The organism is Streptomyces dioscori, from assembly GCF_003024195.1.
GTDB classification, from domain to species: Bacteria; Actinomycetota; Actinomycetes; order Streptomycetales; family Streptomycetaceae; genus Streptomyces; species Streptomyces dioscori.
In genome coordinates, this window is sequence record NZ_KZ679046.1 from 276,046 (window position 1) to 294,804 (window position 18,759).

An 18,759-nucleotide genomic window follows, 5' to 3' on the forward strand; every position below is an offset into this window, starting at 1 on the left:
CTCGCAGACAGCGCTCGGTCCGTCCCTCCTGTGAGGGACGGACCGAGCGCTGCCTGGCTCTTGTGGGTGGCGCGGAACATGGCTCCGGTCCGTGACGACCTGGCCGCTCCTCTCTCCCTAGTCTGCGGACATGGAGAAAGCGATCGATGAGGCGGACGCGAGGATCGAGGTCCGGGGCGTGCACAAGCACTTCGGACGCACCCGGGCACTGGACGGAATGACGTTCGACGTCCGGCCGGGCCAGGTCACCGGCTTCGTCGGTCCGAACGGCGCCGGCAAGTCCACGACCCTGCGCGTCATCCTCGGCCTGGACAGACCCGACAGGGGAACCGCACTGGTCGGCGGGCGCCGCTACCAGGACTTACGGACCCCGCTCACCCACATCGGGGCGCTGCTGGACGCCGCAGCCGTGCAGCCGAGCCGTACCGCCCGCCATCATCTGCTGTGGCTGGCCCACTCCCAGGGGCTGGGCGCCGGGCGGGTCGACGAGGTGATCCGGCAGGTCGGCCTCCAGGACGTGGCCCGGCGCAGGGCGGGCGGCTTCTCCCTGGGCATGAGACAGCGTCTCGGTATCGCGGCCGCCCTTCTCGGCGACCCCCCGGTGGTCATGCTCGACGAACCCTTCAACGGCCTGGACCCCGAAGGGTTCGGGTGGATGCGCGGCTTCCTCGCCTCGCTGGCCGGGCAGGGCAGGGCCGTACTGGTCTCCAGCCACCTGATGAGCGAACTGCAGGACAGCGCCGACCATGTGGTGGTCGTCGGACGCGGCAGGGTCGTCGCCGACATGAGCGTGCGCGAGCTGCTGGCGTCGATGTCCCGGGGCAGGGTGACCCTGCGGACGTCCGCGCTCGCCCGCGCCATGACGGTGCTGGCCCGCTCGGGTGCCACCGTGAGCTCCACCGGGGCCGACACGATCAGCGTGACGGGGCTGCCCGCGGAGGACGCGGTGTCGCTCCTCGGCCGGGACGGGGTGCCGTTCTCGGAGATCTCCGAGCACCGCGCCTCGCTGGAGGAGGCGTACATGGAGCTGACCCGGGACGCCGTGCAGTACCGCGGTGCCGTCCCCGAGGAGGCCGGCCGATGACCGCCACGCTGACACCGCCGCGCACGACCGCGCGACCGGGCCGGGGCGGCTTCGGACAGCTCCTGCACGCGGAATGGACCAAGTTCCGTACGGTACGGGGCTGGGTGTGGAGCACGGTCGGTGCGGTGCTGGTCATCTGCCTGGTGGGCCTGCTCGCCACGGCGGCCGGCAACACGGCCGACCCGCAGGGCAGTTCCGCGCTCCCCGTCGGCCCCGGCGGCGAGGCGGTCAACGACAGTTTCTACTTCGTCCACCAGAAGCTCCGGGGGGACGGCAGCATCACCGTCTCGGTGTCCTCGCTGTCCGGCGTCGTCCAGAGGGGCCCGGACGACAGCGGAAGCGGCCTCGCGCCGTGGGCGAAGGCCGGCGTCGTCGTGAAGGACAGCCTCGACCAGGGGTCGTCGTACGCGGCGGTGATGGTCACCGGCCGACATGGCGTGCGGATGCAGTACGACTACACGCACGACATCGCCGGGGCGAGCGGGGCGGTCTCCCAGGAGGCGCCGCAATGGCTGCGTCTTCAGCGCACGGGCGACACGCTCACCGGCTACGAGTCCGCCGACGGTTCGTCATGGACCGAGGTGGGCCGCGCGAACCTGTCCGGTCTGTCGGCGGCACCGGAGGTCGGACTGTTCGTGACCTCCCCGTCCGTCGAGGACGAGACCGGCACCGGAACGGGCTTCGCCCCGGCCGTCGCCACCGGCACCTTCGACGAGGTCGCCCTCGGCGGCGGGTGGACCGGCGGCTCCTGGGCGAGCGATCAGGTCGGCAGGGACGCGGGCACCTCCGCCAGCTACAGCCAGGACACCCATGGCGGAGCCACCCCCTCCGGCGGCGGCTTCGAGGTGACCGGCGCCGGTGACATCGCCCCCGTCGTCGGCGGCCCCGCCGGCAGCGGCGTACGGACCGTCGAGAACTTCCTTGTCGGCGCGTTCGCCGGACTGGTCGTCATGGCCGTCGTGGGCGCCGGCTGCGTCACCGTCGAGTACCGGCGGGGCATGATCGGCCTGACCCTGGCGGCCAGTCCGCGCCGGGGCCGCGTCCTGGTGGCGAAGGGACTGGTGGTCGGCACCGTGGCCTTCCTCGTCGGCGTGGTCTCCGCCGCGGTGATGGTCCCTCTCGGGGGACAGCGGTCGCAGGCCGGCGGCTTCCCCGTGCTGACGGTCCCGGCGGCCACCGAACTGCGCGTCGTCGCCGGTACGGGCCTGCTGCTCGCCGCCGCGAGCGTCCTCGCCCTCGCCGTCGGCGCGCTCCTGCGGCGCGCCGCCGTGGCCGTCACCGTGGTCGTCGTCGGCATGGTGCTGCCCTACCTCCTCGCGACCGCGTCCGTTCTGCCCGACGGGGCCTCGCGGTGGCTGCTGAGGGTCACTCCCGCAGCCGGCTTCGCCATCCAGCAGAGCGTCGGGCGCTACGACCAGGTCGTCACCGTCTACGCGCCCTCGTCCGGATACTTCCCGCTGGCCCCCTGGACCGGTCTCGCGGTCCTGTGCGCCTACGCGGGGGTCTCGTTCGCCGCCGCCGTGGTGCTGCTCCGCCGGAGGGACGCGTGAGAACCGCCGGACGTGCCGAATGGACGAAGCTGCGGACGGATGCGACCAACGGGTGGCTGATGCTCGGCATGGTCGTGCTGACCCTCGCGGCCGGTGCCGCCGTGGCCATGACGTCCCGGTGCGACGCCACGGGCTGCGGCGGGGATCCGGCGCGGCTCAGCCTCACCGGCGTGCTGGTCGGCCAGGTCGTCGTCGCGATCGTGGCGGTGCTGATGGTCGGCGACGAGTACAGCACCGGCATGATCCAGGCGACCCTCGCCGCCGTGCCGCGCCGGCTGACGGTCCTCTTCTCGAAGTCCGCCGTGCTCACCGCGGTGACGCTGGTGGCGGGAACGGTCTCCGTCCTCGGTTCCCTGCTCATCGGCGGCCTCGTGCAGCCGGGGCGCGGCTTCACGGAGGACCACGGCTTCGCGCCCCTGTCCCTGACCGACGGGGCGACGCTGCGGGCCGCCGTGGGCTCGGTCCTCTACCTCGTGCTGATCGGCCTGCTCGGCCTCGGCATCGCCCTGGTCGTCCGGAACTCGGCGACCGCCGTCGGGATCGTCCTCGCCCTGCTGTTCGTCCTGCCGATCCTGACGCAGGTGGTCGCCGACCCCGACTGCCAGCGCCACCTGCGGCAGATCTCCCCGATGACGGCGGGCCTCGCCGTGCAGACGACCGTGCACGTCGACGAGCTGCCGATAGGGCCCTGGCAGGGTCTGGGCGTCCTGGCCCTGTGGGCGGCCGGCGCGCTGGCCGCCGGTGGCCGGCTGCTGGGAGCCCGGGACGCGTAGGGGAAAGGGCGCACTCACAGCGGGCGCACAGCGGGCGCACCCTTTTAGCTCATATGAACTGTTTCGCATCCTGGTGCCGGGTACCCGGCACCAGGGCGGAACACGAGGTTCCGTCTGGGTCCGCCCTCCCTCGTCGTTCTGGAGATGTCATGTCAGGCCAGCACAAGAGCTCGTTCGCGACCGTGAACCCGTATACCGGGGAGACGCTCAAGGAGTTCCCGGTCATCGAAGGCGGACAGGTCGATGCGGCGCTCGGCACGGCGGATCAGGCGTTCCACGCATGGCGGAGCCGGCCGATCGAGGAGCGCGCCGCCGTCGTGGGACGCGCGGGCGAACTGATGAAGGAACGCAAGGAGGAGCTGGCCCAGCTCATCACCCTGGAGATGGGGAAGCTGATCTCCGAGGCACGAGGCGAGGTCGATCTCGCCGCGTCGATCCTCGGGTACTACGCCCAGCACGGCCCGGACTTCGCCGCCGCCGAACCGCTCGACGTGGCGGAGGGGGAGGCGTACCTCGTCAACGAGCCCCTCGGAGTCCTGCTGGGCGTCATGCCCTGGAACTTCCCGCTCTACCAGGTGGTCCGTTTCGCGGGCCCGAACCTGGTGCTGGGCAACACCGTGCTGGTCAAGCACGCCGGCATCTGCCCGCAGTCGGCGCTCGCGCTGGAGACACTGTTCCGCGACGCACAGGCCCCCGAGGGTGTGTACACGAACCTGTTCGTGAGCCACGACGAGATCTCCCGCATCATCGACAGCCCGGTCGTGCGCGGAGCCTCCCTGACCGGCAGCGAGGGAGCGGGCGCCCAGGTGGCCGAGCGCGCCGGCCGGAATCTCAAGCCCAGTCTGCTGGAGCTCGGCGGCAGTGACGTGTTCATCGTCCTCGACGGCGAGAACCTGGAGCGCACGGTCGGCGCCGCGGTGGCGGGCCGGATGGCGAACACCGGCCAGAGCTGTGTGGCCTCGAAGCGGTTCATCGTGCTGGCGGACGTGTACGACGACTTCGTGGACGGGCTGCGCCGCGGCTTCGAGGAGCTGCGGCCCGGGGACCCCGCCGACGAGGCGACCACCGTCGGGCCGCTCTCCTCGGAGTGGGCGGCCTCCGACCTGGCCGACCAGATCCGCGAGACGGTCGACCAGGGCGCGGAACTCGTCACCGGCGGCCACCGGATCGACCGGCCGGGCGCCTTCGTCGAACCCACGATCATCACCGGCGTCAAGCCGGGCATGCGCGCCTACGCCGAAGAGCTCTTCGGGCCGGTAGCGGTGGTGTACCGCGTCGCCGACGAGGACGAGGCCGTCGCTCTGGCCAACGACAGCCGGTACGGGCTCGGCGGATCCGTGTTCTGCGCCGACGTGGAGCGGGGCCGCAGGGTGGCCGAGCGCGTCGAGACCGGCATGGTCTGGGTGAACCACCCCACCTCGACCCAGCCCGACCTGCCGTTCGGCGGCATCAAGCGCTCCGGCTACGGACGCGAGCTCTCGAAGCTCGGCATGCAGGAATTCGTGAACCGCAAGCTGGTACGGATCCTGCCGCCGGACGCGGAGCTGACCGGCATCGCGGGCTGACCGGGCCCCGGCCCCGCTGCTCACCGCCCGCCGGGGGCCTCATCCCCTCTGCCCTTGCAACTTTCGAAACCCCGACCACAGGAGTCACCGTGACCGCAGTACCCTCCCTCACCCTCAACAACGCCGTGCAGATCCCGCAGCTCGGCTTCGGCACCTTCCAGATCCCGCCGGAGGACACGCGCGAGACGACGCTGGCGGCGCTGGAAGCCGGCTACCGGCACATCGACACGGCGCAGATGTACGGCAACGAGAAGGAGGTCGGCCAGGCGGTCCGGGACTCCGGGCTCGATCGCGCCGACGTCTTCGTGACCAGCAAGCTCAACAACGACGCCCACGGGCACGACAACGCGCTCCGGGCGTTCGACCGCACGCTGGAGGCCGTGGGCCTCGACTATCTGGACCTCTTCCTCATCCACTGGCCGCTGCCCGCCAAGGGTGAATTCGTGGAGACCTGGAAGGCTCTGGAGGAGGTCTACCGTTCCGGCCGGGCCAAGGCCATCGGCGTCTCCAACTTCCAGCCGCGTCATCTGCGCCGACTGCTGGAAGGCAGCGACGTGGTGCCCGCGGTGAACCAGATCGAGGTGCACCCCTACCTCACCCAGGACGAGGTCAGGGCCTTCGGTGCCGAGCACCAGATCGCCACCGAGGCCTGGTCGCCCATCGCGCAGGGCAAGGTGCTCGACGATCCGACCATCAACCGCATCGCGGAGCGGGTCGGCAAGTCACCGGCCCAGGTCACCCTGCGCTGGCACATCCAGCGCGGGGACATCGTCTTCCCGAAGTCGGTGACCCGGAAGCGGATCGAGGAGAACTTCGACCTCTTCGACTTCGAGCTGAGCGAGGGCGACATCGGCGAGATCAGCGCCCTGAACCGGAACGAGCGCACCGGCTTCGACCCGGACCGCTTCAACGGATAGGCGACGCGCGACCAATCCGGCCATCCCGTTGCTCCGGATCACCTGTGGAAGAGAGGTGAGGGCGATGACTGACGAAGAGTTCGACGCATTGGTGGCCGAAGCCCGCCGGGAGATCCGTCAGCAGCACCTCGCTCCGCCCTCGCCGCAGGACCAGCGGGACAACGACGCGTACGCCACAAGGGCCCGCCACACGGAGTTCGGCGCCTGCGCGCACTGACTCCGTCCCGGACGGCCACGCCTGTCAGGCGCCCGCCCCGTCACCAGGTGACGGGCAGGGCGTGGAGGCCGTAGATGACGGCGTCGTACTTGAAGGGGATCGTGTCGAGGCCGTCGACGGCGCGCAGTGTGGGGATGCGGCGGAACAGGGTCGGGTAGATGACCTGGAGTTCCATACGGGCCAGGGGCTGGCCGACGCAGTGATGGGCTCCGGCGCCGAACGCCTGGTGCCGGCGGGCGTCGCGGGTCAGATCGAGGTGGTCGGGGTCGGGGAAGACCGAGGGGTCCCGGTTGGCGAGTTCGCCGAGGAGGATCACACCGTCCCCGGCGCGGATGGTGTGGCCGGCGACCTCGATGTCCTCCATGGCGGTGCGGCGGCGGCCGAGGTGCACGATGGAGAGGTAGCGCAGAAGCTCCTCCACGGCGGCGCGGATGACGGCGGGGTCGTCCGTGTCGCGGATCAGGGCGAGCTGTTCGGGGTGCTGCAGCAGCAGGAGCGTACCCAGGCTGATCATGTTCGCCGTGGTCTCGTGGCCGCCGAGCAGCAGCAGTACGCCCATCGTGGCGGCCTCGCGGCGCGTGAGTTCGCCCTTCTCGATCTGCGCGCAGAGGCTGGAGAGGAGGTCGTCGCCGGGTTCGGTGAGTTTGCGGCCGACCAGCTCGTCGAGGTACGTGGCGAGGTTGGTGTGGGCCGCCCCGCGTTCCTGGGGGGAGGCGACGGCGGAGACGATGGTCCTGCTGTTGCTCTGGAAGAACGCGTGGTCCTCGTAGGGGACTCCGAGCAGGTCGGAGATGACCAGGGACGGGATCGGCAGGGCGAGATCCTGGACGAGGTCGGCGGGCCGGGGTCCCGCCAGCATGGCGTCGATGAAGTCGTCGGTCATCTCCTGCACGCGCGGCCGCATCGCTTCGACGCGTTTGATGGTGAAGGTGCCGCCGATCATGCGGCGCAGCCGGGCGTGTTCGGGGTCGTCCATGCCGACGAAGCTCAGGTCGGTGCCGCCGGCGTGGGCGTGGGCCGGGTCCACGGGGCTGGGGAAGCCCGGCCGGGTGAACTCCGCACTCAGGCGCGGGTCGGACAGCAGCGCCTTCTGCTCGGCGTGCCCGGTCACGGCCCAGGGGGTGCTGTCGCCCCAGGAGCGGACCCGGGTGAGCGGTCCGTACCCGGACAGCGCCCGCATACCGGGGGAGGGGGCGAAGGGGCACTCGGAGGAACGCGGCGCCGGGAAGTCGGGGATGTCACGGCCCCGTGCGTCGGGGGTGGTGGGCGTGCTGGTCATGGTGTCCTCCAGTGGGGGCCGCCTCCGTGCGGAGAGGCGTAAGAGGCGTATGGGGGTGGGAGGCGTACGGCGGGTCACCGCGGGGCGGCGGCCGGTGCGGACCGGGACGCGGGGGCGTAACGGTCGAGGAGGTGCTGCCGGTGCAGGCGCGCCTGCTTGGGCATGTTCCAGCCGAGTACGGCGACCGGGCGGCCTTCGCCGTCGAGGTACCGTGCGACGAACCGGCCCTGTCCGACGGCACCTTCGGCGATGTGCACGGTGGCGCCGGGCGCGGGCAGCCCGTACACCTGGAGCTTGACGCCGAGCTGGTCGGTCCAGAAGTAGGGGACGGGGCTGTACGGGCGGTCCTCGCCCAGGATGTTCGCCGCGACCAGCACGGCCTGCTCGGTGGCGTTCGTGCGGTTCTCAAGCCGCAGTGACCGGCCGAGGCCCTCGTGGTGGAAGCGGGCCACGTCGCCCGCGGCGTAGATGTCCTCGGCGGCGCGGCAGCGGGAGTCGCACACGACACCGTCCCGCAGTACCAGTCCGCTGCCGGTCAGCCAGTCGGTGGCGGGGACGCCGCCGACCGCCGCGACGACGAGATCCGCGGGAAGGACTTCGCCGCCGGCCGTGCGGACACCGGTGACGCGTCCGTCGGCCGTCTCCAGACCGTCCACGAGCGAGCCGGGGCGCAGCCGCACCCCGTGCTCGCCGTGCAGCCCTGCGAGGAGTTGGGCGATGTCGTCGCCCAACTGCGCCTGCATCGGCGCCTTTTGGGGCCCGGCCAGGGTCACGTCGACGCCCATGAGGCGGGCCGTGGCGGCGATCTCGGCGCCGAGCACGCCGTCGCCGACGACCACGACCCGCTCGGCCTTCAGCAGTTCCTCGCGCAGCCGGCCGGCGTCGTCGAGGGTCCGCAGCACATGCACGCCCGCCGCACCCGAGAGACCGGGCAGCCTGCGGGCGTGCAGGCCCGTGGCCAGCACGACCGCCTCCGCCCGCAGCTCCGTCCCGCTCTCGGTGCGCACCGTGCGCGCGGCGGCGTCGAGGGCCACCGCGCGCTGACCGAGGACGAGTTCGGCGTCCAGGGCATCCAGGACGTCACGGGTACGCAGCTGGGCGCGCTCGGCCTCCCAGGTGCCGGCCAGTACCTGCTTGGACAGCGGCGGGCGGTCGTACGGCGCACCGGCCTCCTCGCCGAGCAGGGTGATCCGACCGCCGTAACCCTTGCGGCGCAGACTCTCCGTGACGGCCAGACCCGCGGCGCTCGCCCCGACGACGAGCACGTCGGACGGCGCGCTCACGCGTCCTCGTGCAGGTGGATGGCGGCGGCCGGGCAGACGCCCGCGGACTCGCGGGCTCCCTCGTACTGGTCGGCGGCGGGCGCGGCGTCGAGCAGGACCACGATCCCGTCCTCGTCCCGCTGGTCGAACACCTCGGGCGCGATCACGACGCACTGGCCGGCACCGCAGCACTTCTCCTCGTCGACGGTGATCCTCATGCTGTCTCCTCTGCTGGGTGTGTCCCTCGGTCGGCTCTGCCGGACGGACCGGCCCCGGAGGGCCGGTTCAGTGGGGTGTGGTGGGCGCGGCGAGCAGTCCCACCAGCGCGTCCTCCAGGGCGTCCGCGGTGCGTTCCCAGGTCGTGCCGGGCTCGGCCGCGGCCTCGGCCAGGGTGCGTTCGCGCTCCGCGCAGACATGGGTGATCAGATGGCGGGCCATCTCGGCGCGCAGGGGGCGCATCTCGGGCGGCACGATGTCGTACAGGCAGCGGCCCAGTCCCTGAAGGGTGCGGCGCAGGCTGTCGCGGGTGAGCGACTCGTCCTCCACCAGCGTCCGCATCAGCGGGTCGGTCATCACCTGCGCGGCGAACCGCGCGTGCCAGGAGGGGACACCGAGGGCCGCATGGTGCTCGGTCACCGGACGCAGCAGGCAGCGCACCCAGTCCCGTAGGTCGGAACTGTCTCCGGCCGCCTCCACATAGTGCGTGCGGAGCGTGTCGACCTGGCTGCCGTGCCGGGTCATGATGGCCCGTACGAGCGTCGCCTTGCTGCCGAAGTGATAGCTGACGGCGGTGGTGTTCCCCTGCCCGGCCGCCTCGCCGATCTGCCGGTTGGAGACGTTCGACAGTCCGTGCTCGGCGTAGAGCCGCTCGGCCGCCGCCATGATGGCCTCGCGGGTGTCGGCGCCGCGGCCGGTGCGGGACTGGACGCTGTCCACCGTGCCACCGGCGCCGCCCGCCGCGGCCGGTCGCGTCCTGTGCGTGTCACCCATGTCAGCCTCCTCGAACCGGCGTTCCCGATCACTAGACATCGGCTCGTCGATTAAGTCAACCGACTGACTTAAATGAGGCGGGTGCATTGTCCGGTACCAGCGGAGGCAATGTCGGAGGTATCGCGAAATACGGTCCGTAGTCATATGCCGTCGGTAATCTGCGGGTCTCCTGCTGCCGAGTGGATGGGATGAGGGGGATCCGCTCCGGCGGGTTCCGAACCGATGGTCTCCTTGCCGGAGCAGAAGAGCACCCGTGGTCCGGAACGGAAGAGCACCCGTGGTCCGGAGCAGAAGAGCACCCGTGGTGTGGTCCCTGCCGCGCGGGGCTGCGAACCGTTTCCAGCGGTCACGGTGGACGCGTCCGGCATCGTGCTGTCCCACAACGCGCAGGCCGCCGCTCTGCTGGCACGGGTCGCCGTCGGTGTGGCGCTGGGCGAGGCCGCGCCCGCCTGGCTGACCGAGGCCCACCTGCGGCGGGCCGGCGGCGCGGGGGAGGAGCCGCCGGCGTGGGCGGAGGGCCGGATCGGCGCGCACCGGGTGACGGCACTCGCCGTACCGGGCGCGGACGGTGCGGTGACCTGGTGGCTGGTCGGCGGGAACGCTCCGGCGAGTACCGCGCGGGAGCCGGCGCGTGAGCGGGTGCGAGCCGGACTGCTGCAGGAGCTCTCCTCCGAACTGCTCGCCTCGCCGGACGTCGACCGCTGCACGGCGATGACCGCGCAACGGGCCGCCCGGCATCTGGCGGACGCGGCGGTCGTCGTCGGGACGGGCGACGGACGCACCTTCCCCGTGACGCGGTGCACCGCCGACGGTCCCGTGGCGCAGCAGAGGATCGCCCTGGATCCCGGGCAACTGCCGGGTCTGGAAGAGGCGTTGCAGGGGCTGCCCGCGGTGTCCTCCCGCTGGATCGATCCCCGCCAGGTGCCGTCCTGGGCGGTACCCGAGGGCTTCGTGGGCGGCGTCGCCGACATCGGTTCGGTCGTCGTGGTGCCCTTGCCGGGCCACGGTGTGCCGACCGGCTGCCTCGTCCTGCTGCGCCGCCGCCGGGACGCCGGATTCACCCCCGCCGAGGAGTCCTTCGCCCAGCTCTTCGCCGCACGCGCGGGAGCCGCCCTGTCCGTGGCCCGCGACCACACCCGCCGGGCGCGCAGCACCGAGGTGCTGACGCGCGACCTGCTGCCGCCCGCACTCGGCCGGGTGCACGGCATCTGCTTCTCCGGCGGCTACCGCGCCTCGGTGGCGGGCGAACTCGTCGGCGGCGACTTCTACGACCTGTACCCGGCCGGCACACCGGAGGCCGAGACCGTCGCGGTCCTGGGTGACGTGTGTGGCAAAGGGCTGGAAGCCGCGGTCGTGGCCGGCCGGGTTCGCAACGTACTGCAGGCGCTCCTTCCCTTCGCCGCCGACCACACCCGCCTGCTGACCCTCCTCAACGGCGCACTGCTGTCCTCGTGCCGGACCCCTTTCGTGACCCTGGTCCTGGTCACCGCCGTGCGCCAGGACGCGCGGGTGCGACTGCGCATCTCCAGCGCGGGCCATCCCGCCCCGCTCCTCGTGCGCCTCACCGGCCGGGTGGAGGAGGTCCGCGCCTGCGGCTCGCTGATCGGCGTGTTCGCCGACATCGAGTTCAGGACCGCCGAAGTCGCTCTGCAGCCCGGTGAGACCTGCCTGCTGTACTCCGACGGAATAACCGAAGCGCGCGGCGGGCCGCTGGGTGACGTGATGTTCAGCGAGGAAAGGCTGCGCGCCGTACTGGCCCAGTGCGCCGGAATGCCGGCCGAAGCGGTCACCGAACGCGTGCAGATGATCGTCGCCCAGTGGGTGGGGCAGGGCCCGCACGACGACATGGCCGTCCTGGCGATCGGCGCGCCCCGCGACCGCCGTCCGACGACCGTGCACGAACCCACCGGAGGAAGGTGAACCACGTGACCGACGGCAAGGACGTCCGCTCTCTCGCCGAGCCGCGTGCGCAACTGTGGCAGGCACTCGGCGAGTGCGACGAGACGCGCGCCGTCGCCGTCGTGCGTGGCGCGCTCCACACGGCGGGGCGCGCTCCGGCGGCGGCGGAACACCAACAGGTGCCGGCGGGCGTGCACTTGACCGCCCAGGACACCGCGGCTGCCGGTCGGCTGCGTGCGGCGGGCGAGCGGGTGCTGCTCGAACTGATCGCGCCGGCGCAGGAACGGGTGGGTCTGGCCTGGGCGGCTGACGACATCACGGTGGCGCAGGAACACGCTGCGACGGCGATCAGCGAACGGTGCGTCGCGGCCGTCGCCGACGCCACCGCTCCCGCCCTGGCAGGCAGGTCCGTGGGAAGGGTTGTGGTGTCGTGCGTCGACGGCGAGTGGCACTCCCTGCCCGCCCGTCTGGTCGGCGAGGTACTGCGGTTACGGGGCTGGCGGGTCGACCAACTCGGGGCGCAGGTCCCCACCGAGCACCTGGTCGCGTATGCGCGCCGCACCCGTGCACAGGCGGTACTGCTGTCCTCGTCCATCCCCACCCTGCTGCCCGGCGCCCACAACGCGATCAGCTCGTGCCAGGCTGCCGGCATCCCGGTACTCGCCGGGGGCGCCGCGTTCGGCCCGCAGGGCCGCTACGCCCGGCTCATGCGGGCCGAATGGGCCAAGGACGCACCTGACGCGGCCACCCTGCTCGGCAGACGCCCGACGCCGCCCGGCGCACACGCGGCCCGCCTGCCCGATCTGGACCTGCCGCATTTGGCCGACCAGGAGTACACGATGGTCCGCCGCACCAGGCTCCAGCTGGTCAAGCAGACCCTCGCCGACGTCGAGGAGGGGTTTCCCGAGACGCGCCACTACAGCGAGCGCCAACTGGAGCGCACCGTCGAGGACATCGACTTCATCGTCAGCCACCTCGCCACCGCCCTCTACGTCGACGACCCCGACCTGTTCACGACGTTCATCACGTGGACCGCGGACATCCTGGCAGCCCGCGACATCCCGCCGCGGTGCCTGCTCCCGGCACTGGACTCGCTGCGGACCCAGCTCAAGGACTTCCCCCGCGCGGTCGGCATCCTCACCGCGGCCCGCGGCGTCCTCACCCCTCCACCCGCACCTCCCGGCTGACCACATCGTGCCTACGGCTGGTCGAGCACCGTCCCCGTCAGCACCGGCCGGCCGGGCAGCGGCTCGGCGTTGCCGTCGGTCAGGGCGAGGCGCATCGACTCGGTCGGCTCGGCCACCTGGTCCCGCAGGACCGGCACGACGAAGTCCACGCCGGTGCTCCCGGGCGGAATGTTCAGCCACGCCCACAGACTCGCGTCGGACAGCCGCCGCTCCGGGTCGGGCACTTCACCGGACCATTCCTTGAGCCACTGCGGGTCCACGTCCTTGGTGGACAGTTCGGCGCCGTCGGTGACCGGAAGCACCCGTACCGGCTGCCAGATGTCCACCGCCGCGGGCGCGTCCACGGACAGCCGCCAGGCCAGCGACTCTCCCTCGGTCACCCGGTCCGCGACCGGCGTCAGGGTGACCACCGGCTCGGGGTCGTCGTTCCCGACGGTGATCCCGCCCCGGTACTTGCCGACGACGGCGTGGTCGACGGCCTTGACGGCGATGTCGTGCTCCACGTCGTAGCCGTAGACCGTGTCGCCCTTCACCTCGACCGGCACGTCGATCGCGTGGCTGCCGGGCCGTACGGTCACGAGGCGGTTCTCGGCCCGGCCGCTGTCCGGGTCGAGGACGTACACGCGGACCTGCCCGCTGCCGTCCCCGGATATCTCGACCGGGATCCGGTAGGTGCGGGTGCCCGAGTCGCCCTCCTGCACGATCGTGCGGCCCACGTCGACACGCGGCACCGCGGCCGCCCGCACCGCCGACATGCCGGGCGCCCAGCCCCAGGCGTCCATCAGCCAGGCCCGCCCGGACCGCGAACGGGGCGTCAGCTCAAGGGAGGTGACATGTCCCAGATCGAGCCCGGCCCGGGTCGCGGCCGACAGCGGGACACGCAGCTCCTGAGCCCAGTGGGAGGCGGTGTTCGCGGAACCGGGCAGACCGTCCACGCGGACCTGGCCCAGCGTCACCCGACGGCCGGAGGAGTCGGTGACGGACACGTCGAACTTCGTGCCGGTCGTGTTCGGCGGTACGAAGACCCGCAGCGCGAGCTTCCGGGAGCCGCTCAGGGAGAGCGGCTCGGCCGGAGTGACACGCGCGGCCGTACCCGGCGCGGACCACTTCACATCCACCGCGCCGCGGCCCAGCTCCCGATCCGTCTCCCACGACGCGAAGTGCGGTGACGATCCCGGCGTCCCCGGGTCCAGACAGGCCGCGGCCGGGTCGGGGTCGACCGCCGCACACAGCCGGGCGCCGGTCACCTTCACCCCGCCGCCGTCCGGCAGGAAACCACCGCTGCGGCGCCCGCCGACCGCGTGCGTCAGCACCCGGGCCGGGTCCGCGGACGGGGCCCGCCTGCCGGAGCCGTCGAGCAGCGGCCGCACCCGGTCGTCCCCGGCGAGGAAGAGCCGGGCCGCGGCGGCGATGTACGTGGCGCCCGCCCTGTGCTGCTGGGCGGCGGTCAGCCGGGTCGCGGCACCCGGCGTGCACACCGGGTCCGGTTCCTCCTCCGGGTCGGTCCGGAAGTCGTCCTCGGCCGGTGCGGCTGCCTCGCCGGGGGTCCACTCGCTGTTGAAGAAGTTGTGGTTGGCGCCGACCATGTAGACCGCGCTGTGCAGTGCCGTGCCCCGGCCGGTCCCGCGCGTCCCGTCGACGAAGTTCTCGCCCTGCAGGTCGGACACATCGCCGTCGCAGCCCGGCAGCAGCGTCACGGACGGCACGTCGGCGACCGGATTCTGGCCGAAGATCGTCGGCCCGATGAGCATGGTCCCGCGCACCTTCCAGCGCACCGGGCCCCGGTAGCCGTCCTCGGCGGCCGGTGGCGGGTAGAGGCTGTCCATGGCGGCCCGGTTGACGCCCTCGCCACCGCGCGAGTGGCCCACGAGCAGGACACGGGAGAGGTCCGCCTTCGCCGCCTCGCGTACGACGGCCGGGGCGGCGGAGCGACGGGCGGCCCACCCGGCCCAGCGGGCGAGATGCTGCCGCACCAGCGAGGAACGCGCCTGCGCGCCGGCGTCCTCGGCCGCCCAGTCCTGGGCGTTGATGCCGTTCGCCGAGATCGACACCGTCACATAGCCCTGTGAGGCGAGCAGTTGCTGGTCGCGCAGATAGCCCAGGTGGCTCGGGATCGGCTTGTAGCCGTCCTCGCAGGGCCAGTCGCCGGTCACGTCGTCCTCGGAGCCCGGCTTGTAGCAGGTTTCGTGGCGGCCGTGCAGGAACAGCGCGAGCGGCCGGCTGCCGGTGACACCCTTCGGCGCCACCACCTCGGCGGTCATCTCCACCGGGGTGTCGAACCCGGGCAGGCGCACCGGGTCGAGGTCGTACGCCCCGGTGACCGTGCGGTACGAGCCGGGTCTGCCCGGATCGACGCCGTTCGCGGGTGACTGCGCGGGCATCCGTGGCACGCGCGGGCCGGATCTGCGCCTGTCATCGGGCACCGCGTCCAGCCGGCGCCCCGCGGCCGTCACCCGAAGGTCCGACAGCTGCTCGGGCGGCGTCCCACCGAGGTTGAGCCGGAAGGTCCGCCCGTCCTTCGCCGGCTCCGGCACCCCGAGCAGCCGCTCCCCGCTACGGAACTCGACCCGCGCGTCCCCCATGGGCACGGCCTTCGGCGCCCGCCAGACCAGCTCGGGCGCCCCGCGGCCCTCGCCGATCCGCCACCCCGGCGGAAGCGGCGTGCCGTCCGTCGCGCCGGTCGCGCCGAACACCCCTGCTCGCTGCGGCTGTCCGGCCTGTGCCGGTCCGGGCGAGCCCGCCAGGGCCGTCGCCAGTACCGCCACGGCGGTCACACATATTCGCCGGGCACGGATCAATGATCCACTCCTCAACACCCCGAGCGCAGACGTCCCGTCGGTCCCGGGCGCCTCCCGCGTCACCTAGCGCCACTTAGGACGGGAGCGGGGGGTCTGTGGGTTGTCCGTGCGGACACACGGGCGGAGGGCGGGCGATGCGATCAAGCCAGGGCGCCGGTCGGCGCCCTCGGCATGGTCGGGCGTCCCTGTCGTGGCGGCGCGGTCCGGGGTCCTTGTCGTGGCGCGACTTGGCGCCTCGGCATCCACTGGACGCCGGGGCGCCAAGTCCGGTCCGCCGGTCCGGCTACCACCAGTCCGTGCACTGCACCGCCTGGCCGCCCCCGCCACCGCAGGCACGGAACCGGTAGTTCGGGCTGTTGTCCGTCAGTTTCGCGGCGCTCGTCAGCTGAAAGCCGTCACGGCTCGCTCTGAACGGTCCGCACTGGAGGTGGACGGTCCTGCCGTCCAGGGTCCAGTCCATCCATACGTCGTCTCCGGTACGCGGGACCGTGAGCGCGGCGAATCCGTAGACCTTGTTGTCGATGCTGACACCTGTCAGGGTGCGCGCCCCGGACGAACGCGCGCACACTCGCCTTGGCCTTGGCCTCGGATGAAACCCCGGCCCGCCCGGCTTCCCGGCAGAGCGCGTTCCGGCCGGTGCAGCGCGTACGTGCGGGTCCATCCACCACATCCGGTCGCCGTCCGGTTGCGAATACCTCATGGCAACGACGTTCGCCGCAACCCGGTTCGGAACCAGCCCGACCCATCCGCACAGGAGGTCAGCCAGTGACTCTTCATGCCCGCCCGCGCCCGCTCAAGCCCACACTCACCCTGCTGGCCTGCGCCGCGTTGACGGTGGCCGTTCCTGCGGGGGTGGCCACGCCCGCGCAGGCCGCGGGCCGGTGCAACACCGCCGGCCACGCCTACCTGACCCAGCCCGGCAAGGTCTACTTCTCCGGCTACAACGGGGACCAGAGCCTCGGCGTCCCTACCTTCAACACCTTCCGCGGCGACACCTTCCGCCTGGGCGGGAACGGCATTCTGCCCGGCACGACGATCCGGTTCCAGGCCGTGAACGTCGACACCGGCGCGCAGATCAACTTCTACCGCGGCCAGCCGGTGTACACCACGCGGGGAGCCGGGGGCAACTGTGTCGTCAACGAAGAAGGCCCGCTGACGGTCACCGCACCCTCCGGCACCTACCGGGTCACGGCACTCTACGACCCGGGGAACACCCCGCCCGTCACCCCCGGAGACATCGTCGACCAAGTGGTCGACGTCGTGGTCTCCTGACTCCGCAGCGCGTGCGGCCGCCCAGGGCGGCCGCACGCTGCCGGACTCGCACTCACCGCCGGTGCCCCGCCGGATCCCGACGTCCACTCGGGACGTTTGTGGGCCGTCGCCTCCTACGGCACACGCGGCTGAGACTGAGCCCACCTGTACCGGCCTCCTCGCCGCCGGCGAGTCCGGAGGGAGAAGACCAAGCTCAGGGCGAGCACCACGGCGTGCGGCGCGCGTCTGAATGCCGCCTTGTCCGCACAGGTGCAGTCGGTCACTGTCGTAGCGATCATCTCGTCCCGTCCGATGACCGACCACCATCGGAGACCTCATGCTGCGGGTCCACTTCACCGCTGACGACCTCGCACGCGTACGCGTCGCGGCCGCCCCCGATCCCCTGTGGGAGATCACCAACAGTTTCCAGGCGCTCATCAGCAAGGACGCACCGCTGCTGTTCGGGCAGTGGCGTTCCCTCGTGCGCCCGCGGATGGGACGGGCGCACAGCCTGCTGGCCGCGCTGCTGCCCACCAGGGGGTACTCCCCGGACTTCCTCACCCCTGATCTGCGCGGCTCCTCCGGCCTGGCGAGTGCGGTCGAGACCGTGCTCGGGACACCCCGGCTTCGGTTGCGTCGCGATCTGGCCCTGCTTGCCGCCTCCGCCCACCGCCCCCACCCGATGCCGCCCCTGACCCGAGGGCTGGCAGAGGGCGAGCCCACGGCGCTGCGCCGCCTCGGTTCCGCTCTGCAGGCTCAGCACCACAGCGCGCTCGCCCCGTTCTGGGGTCGGATCGAGGCCCAGGTGGATGCCGACCGGGCGCTACGTGCCCGCTCGGTGCTGGACGGGGGCACCGACGGTCTGCTGGCCGGATTCCGTCCCGTGCTGCGTTGGTGTCCGCCCGTGCTGGAGGCGGACTACCCGGTCGAGCGCACCGTGTACCTGGGCGGGCGGGGGCTGCTGCTCCAGCCGTCCTTCTTCTGCCTGCGCAGACCCGTCACGGTCGCCGACGAAACGCAGACGCCCGTCCTGGTGTACCCGATCCAGCACACGCTCGGCTGGGCCCTGGAGGGCGCCGGCGCCGAAGGCAAGGCATCCCTGGCGGCGCTCATCGGCCGGACCCGGGCGGCCATCCTGGAGAACGTTGTCATGGGGGCGACGACGGGTGAACTCGCCGGCCGCCTGGGCATCTCCGGCGCGGCGGTCAGCCAGCACACGGCCGTCCTGCGCCACGGCGGCCTGCTGGTGAGCGTGCGCCGCGGCAGGCATGTCCTGCACACCAGCACGCCCACGGGTCTCGCCCTCCTCAACGGTGTGCGGCCTTCCGTTTAAGGCACTGCTTCAACGTGTGGCGCAGCAGAAGCCGGCAGGAACAGCCTGGGAGCACGCACCAACGACCAGGGGGTTCAACGCATGCGCACAGCACGTGCCCGACGTTCCGTCCTCGGCGTCCTCGGCGCCCTGATCCTGGCCCTGGCGGCCGTGTTCGCCGCCGGACCCGCCCAGGCCGCATCGCCCTCGCCCGGCGCCGCGGCCGACCAGCGTTTCTTCGCCCCGCCCGCGCCGTCGGACGCCCAGGCAGGTGCGTCTCTCGCCGCCGCGTCCCCGGGCATCTCACCGGCGGTCAACACCCAGCACGTACCGGCGGGCGGCTCGTTCAGCTGCGGTAACGGCAACTTCTGCGCCGCGGTATGGGACCCGACCACAAGCGACTGGAAGATCTTCTTCCTCTTCGCCTGCCAGCGGTACTCCGTGTCCAACTGGCTCGGCGGCGGCGCCTACTACAACCAGCAGACCGGCAACGCCACCGCAAGCATCTACGGTCAGAGCGGCAACGTCCTGGTCAGCGCTCCGGCTGACGGCGGCATCCTCCACGACATCAACTGGGACGCAGTCTGGTCCATCCGCAACTGCTGACCCACCGCCACACCAGACATGGGGCCCGGAGCGTTGACCGCTCCGGGCCCCACGTCGCTGGTCTGGCCG

Annotated in this window: 17 protein-coding genes; 11 read left to right on the plus strand and 6 right to left on the minus strand. The window is 72.2% G+C overall.

Annotation, left to right across the window (positions count from 1 at the left end; genetic code table 11):
* Positions 1-130 precede the first annotated feature (130 nt).
* The 6 genes from C6Y14_RS23925 (at position 131) to C6Y14_RS44180 (ending at position 6,106) form a co-directional block, all read left to right on the plus strand.
* Positions 131-1,084, plus strand: coding sequence for an ATP-binding cassette domain-containing protein (locus C6Y14_RS23925; protein ID WP_107018841.1), 954 nt, complete (start codon positions 131-133; stop codon positions 1,082-1,084).
* The gene (locus C6Y14_RS23930) at positions 1,081-2,634 is read left to right on the plus strand and encodes an ABC transporter permease subunit (RefSeq protein WP_107018842.1); all 1,554 of its coding nucleotides are present in this window, start codon (positions 1,081-1,083) and stop codon (positions 2,632-2,634) included. The genes C6Y14_RS23925 and C6Y14_RS23930 overlap by 4 nt, the downstream gene beginning before the upstream one ends.
* Positions 2,631-3,407 (plus strand): ABC transporter permease subunit, encoded by a 777-nt coding sequence (locus C6Y14_RS23935; RefSeq protein ID WP_107018843.1) that lies wholly within the window; start codon positions 2,631-2,633, stop codon positions 3,405-3,407. The genes C6Y14_RS23930 and C6Y14_RS23935 overlap by 4 nt, the downstream gene beginning before the upstream one ends.
* Before the next feature lie 149 nt (positions 3,408-3,556).
* Positions 3,557-4,972 carry an NAD-dependent succinate-semialdehyde dehydrogenase gene (locus tag C6Y14_RS23940; protein ID WP_107018844.1) on the plus strand — a complete coding sequence of 472 codons (1,416 nt, stop codon included), beginning with the start codon at positions 3,557-3,559 and terminating at the stop codon, positions 4,970-4,972.
* A gap of 89 nt (positions 4,973-5,061) precedes the next feature.
* Entirely contained in the window at positions 5,062-5,889 is an 828-nt protein-coding gene (locus C6Y14_RS23945) for an aldo/keto reductase (protein ID WP_107018845.1), read from the plus strand.
* Between the two features lie 64 nt (positions 5,890-5,953).
* Entirely contained in the window at positions 5,954-6,106 is a 153-nt protein-coding gene (locus C6Y14_RS44180) for a hypothetical protein (protein WP_159074306.1), read from the plus strand.
* A gap of 40 nt (positions 6,107-6,146) precedes the next feature.
* Here C6Y14_RS44180 and C6Y14_RS23950 read toward each other — a convergent pair whose 3' ends face one another.
* From C6Y14_RS23950 to C6Y14_RS23965, 4 genes are all read right to left on the minus strand, one after another.
* Positions 6,147-7,385: a cytochrome P450 gene (locus tag C6Y14_RS23950; RefSeq protein WP_107018846.1), complete on the minus strand. Its 1,239-nt coding sequence runs from the start codon at positions 7,383-7,385 to the stop codon at positions 6,147-6,149.
* A gap of 74 nt (positions 7,386-7,459) precedes the next feature.
* Entirely contained in the window at positions 7,460-8,668 is a 1,209-nt protein-coding gene (locus tag C6Y14_RS23955) for an NAD(P)/FAD-dependent oxidoreductase (RefSeq protein ID WP_107018847.1), read from the minus strand.
* The gene (locus C6Y14_RS23960) at positions 8,665-8,865 is read right to left on the minus strand and encodes a ferredoxin (RefSeq protein WP_107018848.1); all 201 of its coding nucleotides are present in this window, start codon (positions 8,863-8,865) and stop codon (positions 8,665-8,667) included. Before C6Y14_RS23960 ends, C6Y14_RS23955 begins: the two co-directional genes overlap by 4 nt.
* Before the next feature lie 67 nt (positions 8,866-8,932).
* The gene (locus tag C6Y14_RS23965) at positions 8,933-9,529 is read right to left on the minus strand and encodes a TetR/AcrR family transcriptional regulator (RefSeq protein ID WP_225891252.1); all 597 of its coding nucleotides are present in this window, start codon (positions 9,527-9,529) and stop codon (positions 8,933-8,935) included.
* A 330-nt stretch (positions 9,530-9,859) separates the two neighbouring features.
* Between C6Y14_RS23965 and C6Y14_RS23970 the strand changes: the two genes are divergently transcribed.
* Both C6Y14_RS23970 and C6Y14_RS23975 read left to right on the plus strand, forming a co-directional pair.
* The gene (locus tag C6Y14_RS23970; protein ID WP_107018850.1) at positions 9,860-11,557 is read left to right on the plus strand and encodes a PP2C family protein-serine/threonine phosphatase; all 1,698 of its coding nucleotides are present in this window, start codon (positions 9,860-9,862) and stop codon (positions 11,555-11,557) included.
* 5 nt (positions 11,558-11,562) lie between these two features.
* Complete coding sequence (locus C6Y14_RS23975; protein ID WP_107018934.1) at positions 11,563-12,723, plus strand: cobalamin B12-binding domain-containing protein; 1,161 nt, start codon at positions 11,563-11,565, stop codon at positions 12,721-12,723.
* Between the two features lie 11 nt (positions 12,724-12,734).
* Here C6Y14_RS23975 and C6Y14_RS23980 read toward each other — a convergent pair whose 3' ends face one another.
* Complete coding sequence (locus C6Y14_RS23980; protein WP_107018851.1) at positions 12,735-15,521, minus strand: alpha/beta hydrolase; 2,787 nt, start codon at positions 15,519-15,521, stop codon at positions 12,735-12,737.
* Positions 15,522-15,804: 283 nt separating this feature from the next.
* A complete protein-coding gene (locus tag C6Y14_RS23985) occupies positions 15,805-16,089 on the minus strand; it encodes a hypothetical protein (RefSeq protein WP_225891239.1) in 285 nt (94 codons plus the stop codon).
* Positions 16,090-16,286: 197 nt separating this feature from the next.
* Here C6Y14_RS23985 and C6Y14_RS23990 point away from each other — a divergent pair, with 197 nt between their 5' ends.
* The 3 genes from C6Y14_RS23990 (at position 16,287) to C6Y14_RS24000 (ending at position 18,690) form a co-directional block, all read left to right on the plus strand.
* Positions 16,287-16,793, plus strand: a complete 507-nt coding sequence (locus C6Y14_RS23990; protein WP_107018852.1) for a hypothetical protein — start codon at positions 16,287-16,289, stop codon at positions 16,791-16,793.
* Positions 16,794-17,109: 316 nt separating this feature from the next.
* Entirely contained in the window at positions 17,110-18,105 is a 996-nt protein-coding gene (locus tag C6Y14_RS23995; RefSeq protein ID WP_107018853.1) for an ArsR/SmtB family transcription factor, read from the plus strand.
* An 81-nt stretch (positions 18,106-18,186) separates the two neighbouring features.
* Entirely contained in the window at positions 18,187-18,690 is a 504-nt protein-coding gene (locus C6Y14_RS24000; RefSeq protein ID WP_107018854.1) for a hypothetical protein, read from the plus strand.
* Positions 18,691-18,759 lie beyond the last annotated feature (69 nt).

Excerpts from the sequence above, each read along its gene's own strand:
- C6Y14_RS23925 (WP_107018841.1), top strand. The coding sequence starts at position 131 with ATGGAGAAAGCGATCGATGAGGCGGACGCGAGGATCGAGGTCCGGGGC.
- C6Y14_RS23930 (WP_107018842.1), top strand. The coding sequence starts at position 1,081 with ATGACCGCCACGCTGACACCGCCGCGCACGACCGCGCGACCGGGCCGG.
- C6Y14_RS23940 (WP_107018844.1), top strand. The coding sequence starts at position 3,557 with ATGTCAGGCCAGCACAAGAGCTCGTTCGCGACCGTGAACCCGTATACC.
- C6Y14_RS44180 (WP_159074306.1), top strand. The coding sequence starts at position 5,954 with ATGACTGACGAAGAGTTCGACGCATTGGTGGCCGAAGCCCGCCGGGAG.
- C6Y14_RS23950 (WP_107018846.1), bottom strand. The coding sequence starts at position 7,385 with ATGACCAGCACGCCCACCACCCCCGACGCACGGGGCCGTGACATCCCC.
- C6Y14_RS23960 (WP_107018848.1), bottom strand. The coding sequence starts at position 8,865 with ATGAGGATCACCGTCGACGAGGAGAAGTGCTGCGGTGCCGGCCAGTGC.
- C6Y14_RS23965 (WP_225891252.1), bottom strand. The coding sequence starts at position 9,529 with ATGGCGGCGGCCGAGCGGCTCTACGCCGAGCACGGACTGTCGAACGTC.
- C6Y14_RS23970 (WP_107018850.1), top strand. The coding sequence starts at position 9,860 with ATGGTCTCCTTGCCGGAGCAGAAGAGCACCCGTGGTCCGGAACGGAAG.
- C6Y14_RS23995 (WP_107018853.1), top strand. The coding sequence starts at position 17,110 with ATGCTGCGGGTCCACTTCACCGCTGACGACCTCGCACGCGTACGCGTC.
- C6Y14_RS24000 (WP_107018854.1), top strand. The coding sequence starts at position 18,187 with ATGCGCACAGCACGTGCCCGACGTTCCGTCCTCGGCGTCCTCGGCGCC.